This window comes from Candidatus Eisenbacteria bacterium, assembly GCA_016930695.1.
Classification (GTDB): domain Bacteria; phylum Orphanbacterota; class Orphanbacteria; order Orphanbacterales; family Orphanbacteraceae; genus JAFGGD01.
Window position 1 is genome coordinate 1 of sequence record JAFGGD010000015.1, and the last position, 9498, is coordinate 9498.

A 9498-nucleotide genomic window follows, 5' to 3' on the forward strand; every position below is an offset into this window, starting at 1 on the left:
GCGTCCGGTCGTTCCTGTCTCTAGCATTTCGAGGTCGCGGTTGGGGGGAGGTTTCCTATACGAGATTCAGAAGAGCGAGGCGTCCGATCCTTCCTGTCTCTAGTATTTCGAGGTCGCGGTCGGCGCCGGTTTCGTAACGAGATTCAGAAGGGCGAGGCGTCCGGTCGTTCCTGTCTCTAGCATTTCGAGGTCGCGGTTGGGGGGAGGTTTCGTATACGAGAGGTCCGGGCACGTGGCGAGAGACCGCTTTGGACGAACCCCTTCCCGGAATCGTAGCCATAGCTACGATGAGGAAAGGGGCGAAGGAAAAGCGGTTTCGTAGCCCGTGCCCGGACCTCGCAGTAGAAACCTCCCCCCAATCGCGACCTAACCTAGAGGTCGAAAGCCGGTCCCGTCTCGTCTCCGTACATCCGCAGAATCTGCTCGTCCAGATCGACCAGGCGGAGCGTGTGGGCGGCGCAGCCTTTCCGCAGGCAACCCTCCACGATCGCTTCCCGGGGGAGGTGGAGAACGAACATGTGGGCCGAGCAGGACGGGCAGTGCTCATCGCGGTCCACCAGGGAGACGCCGCAATGGGGGCAGGCGAACTCCACTTCCGCCCCATCCGGGATCTCGAGATCGCAAATGTTGTCGTAGCTGCCGTAGGTGGGATCGAGATGGAGCGTTCCTTCCCGCCCACCGTGTAGAATACGGACGGCGATGGACGGATGGCCGTGGACCGGCGCGTCCGGCGCCATCAGATCGCAGCCGGAGGGACAGTGCGCGGAGCGGATAGTGATTTTACCGCGCGGAATCCGCACCTCGATCCGGTCGTCCCGTTGCTCGCTCATGGGCAGTTCCTCCTCTCGTCAATCGCCGGTGGATCGCGTCGTTTCCGCCGCGTCCCCGCCGCTCTCTCTCTCCTCCACGGGACTCCACACGCCATATCCTTCGCTTCGCACCGCGCCGCGTCCCCGATAGGTCCAGACCGCGTGAGCGTTGTAGTCCCAGCCGAGATACTCCGAGTCTCCCCCGCCGTGGGTGGTGATCAGGAAGCGGTTCGAGAGCCCGCCGAAATAGCGCGCCTGGTCGGCGGGCCACTCGTTGTCGCCGCCGCTCGGGTCGACGGGGAACCAGCCGACGCCGGGGAGATAGACCTCGCACCAGCGATGGTAGACGTCGTCGATGGACGCGTCGTCGCCCCGGACGACCACGCTCGCCTCATACCGCGCCGGCAATCCCGCGGCGCGGCAGAGGGCGATATAGAGGAAGGCGTATTCCGAACAGGACCCCGTCCCCCGTTGGATCAGCGTGGTCGGCACGTCCCATCCACCGACGCGTTCGTATTCCAGTTTATCGCGCACCCAGTCGAAGATTTTGCGGGCGATCCAGTAGGGGTTGGTCTCGTCTCCGACGATCTCACGCGCCGTCGCCCGCACCAACTCCCGGTCCATCTGCAGGCGGGACGTGGGCGCCAGGTTCGGCTCGGCGATTTCCCTCGGGACGCGGTCCAGCCCCCCCACGTCCTCGGGATAGAAGGCATAGTGCACCTCGCCGAGACGGACCCGGGCGCGGTATCCGGCCGAAACCTCTCCGCCCGGCGGCACGTCCCGGAATCCGAAGAGCGCGATCGGCTGCCCCCACCGGTCGGCGGTGAACCGATCCGGCTCGGGCTCCCAGAGGATGTCGTCCACGAGGGACTGGTTCTCCAGAGAGTCGGCCGGAACGGCGAGGCGGATCGACGTTTCGGTGATCGTTCCCTCCCCCTCGTTACGGACCACGTGTCGGAAACGGATGTCCCTCGTTATTTCGTCCGTCACGCGGTAGGGGAGATCGGCGCGGGTCCGCAGCCGGTGGATGCGTCGCGTTCCGAAATCGGAGAGCCAGAGCGCCCCTTCGCCGAAGGCGAGGCCGACGGGAAAGGGACCGGGCGTTTTGACGAGGAAGAGGACCGCGCCGTCGGACGGACGGACCGCGTAGAGTTCGTCCAAGATGCGGTCGGTTACCCATAGGCGCTCGCCGTCATGGGCGAGGCCGCGGCAATACTTGTGCGGCGCCGCGTAATAATTCAGGATCGTGCCGTCCTCGGGAGAGGCTTCATAAATCCGGTCCGTGCCGTCGTCGAGAATCCAGAGCGACCCGCCGCCGAAGGCGAGCCCCCGGGGAGCGCTTTCGGGGGAAGGGAAGGAGCGGACCGTCAAGCCCGTCTCCGTGTCGAGGCCGAAGATCAGGGCGCTCTCGTAGTCCGCGACGTAGAGCAGCTCGCCGTCCGACGCAAGCCCCTCCGGGCGATGGCAGGGGGCTTCGATCTCGCCGCGGAGCGCGCCGCTCGACCGGTCCGTCTCGTACAGTTTCCCCGTTTCCCAGTCCGCCGACCAGAGCGAGCCCCGGTGCAGGGCGAGGCCGGTGGGGCAGGGACTCGGCGCGGGGAAGGACTGAAGCGTGTCGCCGATCGCCGCGAAAGCGGCGACGGGAAGGAAGAGGAGGGCGAGGGCGAGGGCCGCCCGGCGCGCCGGGCGCAATCGGTTCCGTTTCATGATCGACCTCCCGATGTTGGGGATGCGCCCGAGCATAGGTGATCCGAAGGGTCGAAACAAGCGCGCCGGAGGGTGGGGGGCGTGGGGGAAAAGAGAACGGCCGCCCGGGGGCGGCCGTTCGCGATTCACGGAACGCGGGAAAGACTACCGCCAGAGGTTCTTCACCTGGCCCCATGAAGTCTCGTCCGCCGCGGTCGTGCAGTCCACGTCGTAGCACCAGTAGCAAGAGATCACCACGTCTTCGGAACCGTCCGGGTTCAGCTCCCAGGTGGTGCCGCCGGTGGTGCTCAGCTGGAGGGCGTCGTTGTAGCTGAGGTCCAACGGGCCCTTGTTGTTGGCGTCCTGTGTGACCCAGATCTCGATGAAGACCTGGTGGAAGCCCGGGCAAGCGACCTGGATCTGGGAAAGCGGGATCTCCAACTCGTCGAAGGTGCCGCTCACGACCCAGTTCAGATCGTAGGATCCATAGATCCAAGAGTGGCCGCCTTCGTCCCAGGTGACCAGGTCGTCGTAGTCCGAGTCGATGTTCTTGTAGGCGATGAAGTCGGGCAGGCACATGCCGGCGAAGTCGATCCGCCGATCCCAGGGATCGGAGGTGCCGCCCTGACTGGCGATGGTCACCAGAGCGATGCCGACCTGCACGCCGCCCCAACCGTCATGGTCGTGCTCGTAGCCGATGTACAGGTTGGTGGCGTCGTTGGTGACGTAGATGTCGCCCAGGTCGATGGGGGCGAACTCGGTGTCGCCGCCGTCGGTGTCGATCAGAGCCTCGGGCGGGAAGTCGTTCACGCCGTCCACGACCACCGCGGACGCGCAGGCCGCGAGACCGAGGATGAGCGCGAAGGCTCCCAAGAGACGAATCACATTAGCCATTTTTCTGTTTCTTCCTCCCTTCTCTCCACTTTTCAAGTAACGCCGCTATAGAGCAACCGCACGAGGGGATACCGGGCCCGTTCGGCTGCGGGCACGGAACTCCCTGGAATATAACGACGTAATCTTCTCACATGTGGTCGGAATTCGCAATGATCGCGATCAATATTTGACTTAATTTGGGTCAAGTTATTCGGCGAGGCGTTTGAGCCCCTCGATGTCTCGAACGAGGATCTCCGAACGGGAGAGGGAGAGAATCTCCTCGTTCGCCAGGCTGTGGAGGGTCCGGGAGAAGGTTTCCGGGGTGGTCCCGATCATCTGCGCCATTTCCATCCGCTTCATCGGAGCGGAGAGGCGGACGCCGTGGTCGGTCTTCTCGCCGCAGCCCTTGAGCATCATCAAGATAAGGTGAGCGGTCCTTTGCAGCACCGAGCGCTGGGAAAGCCCGATCACCTGGTCCTCGAAGATGCGCACTTCCCGGGCGAGCCTCTCCATCACGACCCGGGCGAGCCGGGGGGAGAGTTCGAGGAGATCGAAGAAGGTCCTTTCCGGTATGGCGCAGACCTCGGTCCTCTCCAGAGCGACCGCCGTGGAGGCGTAGGTCTCGCCGGCGAGGAGGGGACGATAACCGAAGGCGTCCCCCGGCCCGAGCACGCGGATCACCTGTTCCTCCGACTTGCTCCCCATTTTGTACAGCTTGACTTGTCCGGAATGGATGCAGAAGACGTGGCTCGGAGCGGAGCCCTGATGGAAGATCACCTGCCGGCGCTTGTAGACCTGAAGGCGCTTCTCCCGGTCCGCGCGCTCGAGCATCTCTCCGTCCAAAACCTGAAGGAGCCCGGAACGGCGGGTGAGGCACTGAATGCAGCCGGCTTGCTTTGAATCGATCATTTTCGCTCCTTGCGCATCGGGCATAGTATGCCATGTTTCTCTCCCCGGATCCAGAATCTCGGCGAGGGAGCCTTTCCCTCCCGAAGCGGCGGGGCGATCTTCCCGTTCCGTGCGGGGGGGACTTGCATTAGACTGTGGGCGTTCCGCCGGCGGGCTTCCCCACCGCCGGCGCCCGGGAGGAGACCGTGCACAACAAGGCGCCGATCACCTTCGCCTTTCTCGCCGTCCTTTCCGACTGCGCCGCGACGGTGATCGGGCTCGCATTCGCCTTCTGGCTCCGCTTCCACTCCGGGCTTTTCGGCGCGCCGAAAGGAGTCCCATCCTTCGACGCCTATCTCTCCGGTTTCCTCTTCACGGCCTTCGGCTGGGTGGCGATCTTCGCTTTCTTGGGTCTCTATCGGATCCGCCGGGGGCTGACCGCGTCGGAAGAGGGGATGCTCCTCTTGAAGGGCGCTCTCCTCGGTGCGCTGGTGGCGATGTCTTCCGCCTTTCTCTACCGAGGCGTCTCGTATTCGCGGCTCTACCTGGCCCTCGCCGTCCCCGCCGCCTATCTCGCCGTGCTGGGCGGTCGCGCCGCGATCCGCGCCCTGCGGGCGTGTTGCCGCCGCCGCGACCTGGGAGTACAGCGCGTGCTCCTGGTCGGAGGCGGGCCTCTCCTCGAGGGAGTGCGCCGTCGCATCGAGCTCCGCCCCGACCTGGGTTATCGGATCGTCGGGGGACTGGCCGACCCGGGCCTTCCCCTCCCGGAAGGGATTCCCCCGCTCGGGCCGATCGACGCCGTGGCCGACGTCTGCAAGCGCGAGGGGGTCTCCCGGGTTTTCATCGTGCTTCCTGAATCGCACCGGGAGCGAACCGTGGACGTGCTGCGCGCCTGCGAGAATCTCCCTCTGGAGTTCGAGATCGTTCCCGACATCTTCGGAAAGCTCGGCGAGAGGATGCGCGTAAGCGACATGGACGGCATCCCCATGTTGGTGGTCAAGGACTTCCCGCTCGAGGCGTGGAACCGTTTTCTCAAGAGGACCTTCGACATCGCCGGATCGGCGCTGCTCCTCGTCTTGCTCGCGCCGCTCTTTTTATTGTTGGCGATCGTGGTCCGCCTCGATTCCCCCGGCCCGGTTTTCTACCGGCAGAGGCGGATCGGCCGGGACGGTCGCGTCTTCGACATCGTCAAGTACCGCTCCATGGTGCAGGGGGCGGAGAAGGAGACCGGACCGGTTTGGTCGGGCCGCGGCGACGAGCGACGAACACGCGTCGGCGCCTTTCTCAGGCGGACCAGCCTGGACGAGCTCCCCCAGCTCGGAAACGTGCTGATCGGGCAGATGTCCCTGGTCGGTCCCCGCCCCGAGCGCCCCTTCTTCGTCCGCCGTTTCGAGAGGGACATCCCCCGTTATTTCGACCGGCACAGGGTCAAGTCGGGGATGACCGGCTGGGCGCAGGTGAACGGGCTCCGGGGGGACACGTCCATCGAGGAGAGGACGCGGTTCGACGTCTTCTACGTGGAGAACTGGTCGGTCTACTTCGACGTCAAGATCCTCCTCCTCACAGCCAGACACGTGGTCGAGCAGGCGATCCGGGCGGAGCGGTGAGCGCCGCCCCGTCTCTTCGACGCGGTTGCCCCCCGATCCCCCTTCGGGTATCATTCGGTGTTCCATCGTGTAAGCCGGCGGACCGCGGGCGGCGAGTCGCCCGCCGGAGGAGGTAGGAGCGGAGCGGTGAAGAATCTCTTGATGATTATTTTCTGCGTCGGAACGGGCTCGCTGGGACAGCTCTCGATGAAGCGCGGCATGAAGGCGGTCGGAGAGATCAACGCCGCCCAAGTCCTTCAGAAAATGTCCGCCGCCTTCGTCAATCCCTACGTTCTGGCCGGGCTCGCCCTTTACGGGATCTCGGCGCTCGTTTGGATGATCGTTCTCTCCCGCGTGAATCTCAGCTACGCCTATCCGATGGTGAGCATGGGGTACGTGTTCGTCATGATCGGATCCTATTACTTTTTTCAGGAGCCGGTGACGATGCTCCGCGTATTGGGAACGCTGGTGATCGTCGGTGGAGTGATCCTCATCTCCCAATCGTAAGGGGGGGCCATGTCCCGTCCGGTGGTCATCGGCATCGCGGGGGGGACCGGGTCGGGCAAGACGACCCTCGCCGCGCGGATCGCGAAAATTCTGGAAGGAGAGTCGGTCGCCGCTCTTCATCACGACGCCTACTACATCGACCGGAGCGATCTCTCCACGGAGGATCGGGCCGCCCTCAACTACGACCACCCCTCCGCCTTCGACAACCGCATGCTCATGGGACATCTGGACGAGTTGTTGGCCGGCCGGCCGGTCGAGCGGCCGGTGTACAGTTTCGTCACCCACACCCGGACCGACGAGACGGTGCCCGTGCACGCGGCGCCGATCATTCTGCTCGAAGGGATCCTGGTTCTCGAGAACCCCGAGCTTCGCGAGAGGATGGACATCCGGATCTTCGTGGACTGCGACGAGGACGAGCGTTTGATCCGCCGCCTTCGCCGGGACATCCGGGAGAGGGGGCGGACCATCCCCGCCGCGATCGAGCAGTACCTGACCACCGTGAAACCGATGCACCGACAGTTCGTGGAGCCGTCGAAACGGTACGCCGACCTGATCGTCCCTCGGGGCGGGCGGAACCAGGTGGCGCTCGACATGATTCTCGCCCGGATCCGATCGATCCTGGAGGAAGGGGGGCGCCATTGATCGGCCCGTTTCTCCGTTCTTGCCGCCCGAAGGAGTGGTCCAAAAACCTGCTCCTTTTCGCGGGTGTCATCTTCTCGCATCATGTTCTGGAGCCGTCCTACCTGCTCCGGTCGCTGCTCGGTTTTCTCCTCTTCTCCGCCACGGCGTCGAGCATTTATCTGCTGAACGACCTGATGGACCGGGAGAAGGACCTGGCCCACCCGGTCAAACGCCGCCGCCCGATCGCCTCGGGGCGCCTGCCCGCGAGGGCCGCCTGGGTGGGGGTGATCCTTCTCGCGATCCCCTCGCTCGCGCTGGGCTATACCCTCTGGCCCTCTTTCGGCGTGAGCCTGACGGCTTATTTCGCCCTGAACTTCGCCTATTCGTTCCGGCTCAAACACATCGTGATTCTTGACGTGATGGCGATCTCCATCGGTTTCCTGATCCGGGCCATCGCCGGCGTGCAGGTGCTCCATGCCGTGGACCCGTCGGTGCTCCTGTCGCCGTGGCTCCTGGTGTGCACCTTTTTCGCCTCGCTTTTCGTGGCGGTCTGCAAGCGCCGGAGCGAGCTGATCCTTTTGAGCGAGAACGCCGGAGAGCACCGTTCCAGCTTGGACCACTACTCCCCCGTCCTCACCAACCAGATGATCACCCTCACCGCCGCCGCCACGGTCCTCTCCTTTTCGCTCTATACGATCTGGCCCGACACGGTGGAAAAGTTCGGCACCGAGAGACTGATCTACACGGTCCCCTTCGTCGTCTATGGGCTCTTCCGGTACATGTACCTGGTTCTGGAAAGGGGGATGGGGGGAAATCCGGCGGACCTGCTCTTCTCCGACCACCCGCTCCTGTTGAACATTCTTCTCTGGACGGCGGCGGTTCTCGCCATTCTTTATGTTTAAGTCATGAAGATTTGCCTCGAATCCTACGCCAAGGTGAACCTCTTTCTCGAGGTGCTCGGCGAGCGGACGGACGGCTATCACGAAATCGAGACGGTGATGCAGAGTGTCTCGATCCGGGATCGGATCGACATGGAGGAGAAGGAGGAGGGGATCGAAGTCGTAGCCGAGGGGGCCGGCGTCCCGAGCGGGGAGGAGAACCTTGCCCATCGGGCGGCGACCCTCCTCCGGCGAGAGGCGGGCGTGCGCGCGGGTTGTTCGATACGAATTCGGAAGGGGATCCCCGCCGCGGCCGGCCTAGGCGGAGGGAGCGGCGACGCGGCGGCGGTCCTCGCGGGCTTACACCGTCTCTGGAGGCTCGATTGGCCGCGGGAACGTCTCGCCGCCCTCGGGGCGACGATCGGCTCGGACGTTCCCTTTTTCCTCTGGGGGGGCGCCGCGCTCTGCACCGGCCGGGGGGAGATCGTCGAACCCCTGCCTTCTCTCTCTCAACGACACCGTTTCCTGATCGTCACACCACCCTTTCAGGTAAGCACTCGTTTTATTTATAACGAGTTAAATAGATACGCATTGACAAGGCCGAAAGTGTGGTCTAAGGTGAAATGTGTGCACGGGTTAGGGTCCGACCCTGAATGCATGCTCCATAGGCTTTGGAATCGGTTGGAGGAGGTGGCGTTTTCGGCCCGTCCGTCCCTTAGGGAGTGGGCCGACCGGATGGAGCGGCTCGGTTGCTCGCGGGTGTTACTGAGTGGAAGCGGACCGACACTATTCGGACTCCTTCCCCGGGGAGAGAGAGACGAAATAGGAATCCTCTCCCGATTCCCCGACAGCCGTCATGCCTCCATCGCCCATCCCACGACAACCGGATATCGCTTTATGCGTTAAGCGTCGTAGGGCATCGGAACCAAGGCGGTGGGCACTATGGAGATCACGGAAGTCAGGGTCACGATCCGGCCGGACGATCGACTGAAGGCGTTCGCGAGTGTTACGTTCGATGATTGCTTCGTCGTCCACGGTTTGAAAGTGATCGAGGGAAACAACGGACTCTTCGTCGCGATGCCGAGCCGGAGGCGCTCTGACGGTACCTACCAGGATATCGCTCACCCGATCAACAACGAGATGCGTGCGTTGGTTGAGGACCGAGTTCTGGGGATGTACCGCGACCAGTTGACGAAAGCGGGGTCTCTCTCCGGGTCCATCGCTTCGTCTTGATTCGCTCTTCACCCCCTCCGGCGCCGGGCGGTGTGAAGGTCGTCGTGCGGCCGCGCCCGCCGGCCCTCCCGCTCCGCGATTCGGATGGGGCGTCGTCAAATGGTAAGACACGGGCCTTTGGAGCCCGCATTTGGAGGTTCGAATCCTCCCGCCCCAGTTACCCCCGCGAATTCGAGAGAGATCCTGCTGCGGCGTACGCCTGAAGGCCGAGAGGCTCTTCTTCCGTCGCCGTCTTCCTCATCTTCCGCCCATGGCTCTACCTTCGGGGCATGGTGGGGGGAGGGGGACGGACGGGTAATCCCTCTCGGAGTCCGGGGCGTGCCGCCCCCCGGGTGGGTTCGTGATCGCCACGGAGTTTCCACAAGGGTGCGACCTCGCGCGGCCATTTCTCACGCACCTCGAGAGGTGGGGGCCCCC

10 protein-coding genes and 1 tRNA gene are annotated in these 9498 nt (G+C 64.1%); 7 read left to right on the forward strand and 4 right to left on the reverse strand.

All coding sequences use genetic code 11. From position 1 onward, the window contains the following. Positions 1–371: 371 nt before the first annotated feature. The 4 genes from JW958_02510 to JW958_02525 all read right to left on the reverse strand — a co-directional run bounded on the left by JW958_02510 (position 372) and on the right by JW958_02525 (position 4277). Positions 372–830, reverse strand: coding sequence for a hypothetical protein (locus tag JW958_02510; GenBank protein MBN1825110.1), 459 nt, complete (start codon positions 828–830; stop codon positions 372–374). An 18-nt stretch (positions 831–848) separates the two neighbouring features. Then, positions 849–2516 (reverse strand): transglutaminase, encoded by a 1668-nt coding sequence (locus JW958_02515; protein ID MBN1825111.1) that lies wholly within the window; start codon positions 2514–2516, stop codon positions 849–851. 144 nt (positions 2517–2660) lie between these two features. Further along, a complete protein-coding gene (locus tag JW958_02520) occupies positions 2661–3389 on the reverse strand; it encodes a hypothetical protein (protein MBN1825112.1) in 729 nt (242 codons plus the stop codon). A gap of 186 nt (positions 3390–3575) precedes the next feature. After that, positions 3576–4277, reverse strand: coding sequence for a Crp/Fnr family transcriptional regulator (locus JW958_02525; protein ID MBN1825113.1), 702 nt, complete (start codon positions 4275–4277; stop codon positions 3576–3578). A gap of 185 nt (positions 4278–4462) precedes the next feature. On the opposite strand from JW958_02525, the gene JW958_02530 reads away from it, so the two are divergent. The 7 genes from JW958_02530 to JW958_02560 all read left to right on the forward strand — a co-directional run bounded on the left by JW958_02530 (position 4463) and on the right by JW958_02560 (position 9238). After that, positions 4463–5863 (forward strand): undecaprenyl-phosphate glucose phosphotransferase, encoded by a 1401-nt coding sequence (locus tag JW958_02530; GenBank protein ID MBN1825114.1) that lies wholly within the window; start codon positions 4463–4465, stop codon positions 5861–5863. 126 nt (positions 5864–5989) lie between these two features. Beyond that, positions 5990–6349 (forward strand): EamA family transporter, encoded by a 360-nt coding sequence (locus tag JW958_02535; protein MBN1825115.1) that lies wholly within the window; start codon positions 5990–5992, stop codon positions 6347–6349. Positions 6350–6358: 9 nt separating this feature from the next. Continuing rightward, entirely contained in the window at positions 6359–6991 is a 633-nt protein-coding gene (gene udk, locus JW958_02540) for a uridine kinase (GenBank protein MBN1825116.1), read from the forward strand. Next, positions 6988–7872 (forward strand): decaprenyl-phosphate phosphoribosyltransferase, encoded by an 885-nt coding sequence (locus JW958_02545; GenBank protein MBN1825117.1) that lies wholly within the window; start codon positions 6988–6990, stop codon positions 7870–7872. The genes udk and JW958_02545 overlap by 4 nt, the downstream gene beginning before the upstream one ends. A 3-nt stretch (positions 7873–7875) precedes the next feature. Next, entirely contained in the window at positions 7876–8754 is an 879-nt protein-coding gene (ispE, locus tag JW958_02550) for a 4-(cytidine 5'-diphospho)-2-C-methyl-D-erythritol kinase (protein MBN1825118.1), read from the forward strand. Between the two features lie 36 nt (positions 8755–8790). After that, positions 8791–9081 carry a septation regulator SpoVG gene (gene spoVG / locus JW958_02555; GenBank protein ID MBN1825119.1) on the forward strand — a complete coding sequence of 97 codons (291 nt, stop codon included), beginning with the start codon at positions 8791–8793 and terminating at the stop codon, positions 9079–9081. Positions 9082–9166: 85 nt separating this feature from the next. After that, a tRNA-Gln gene (locus JW958_02560) sits at positions 9167–9238 on the forward strand. Positions 9239–9498 lie beyond the last annotated feature (260 nt).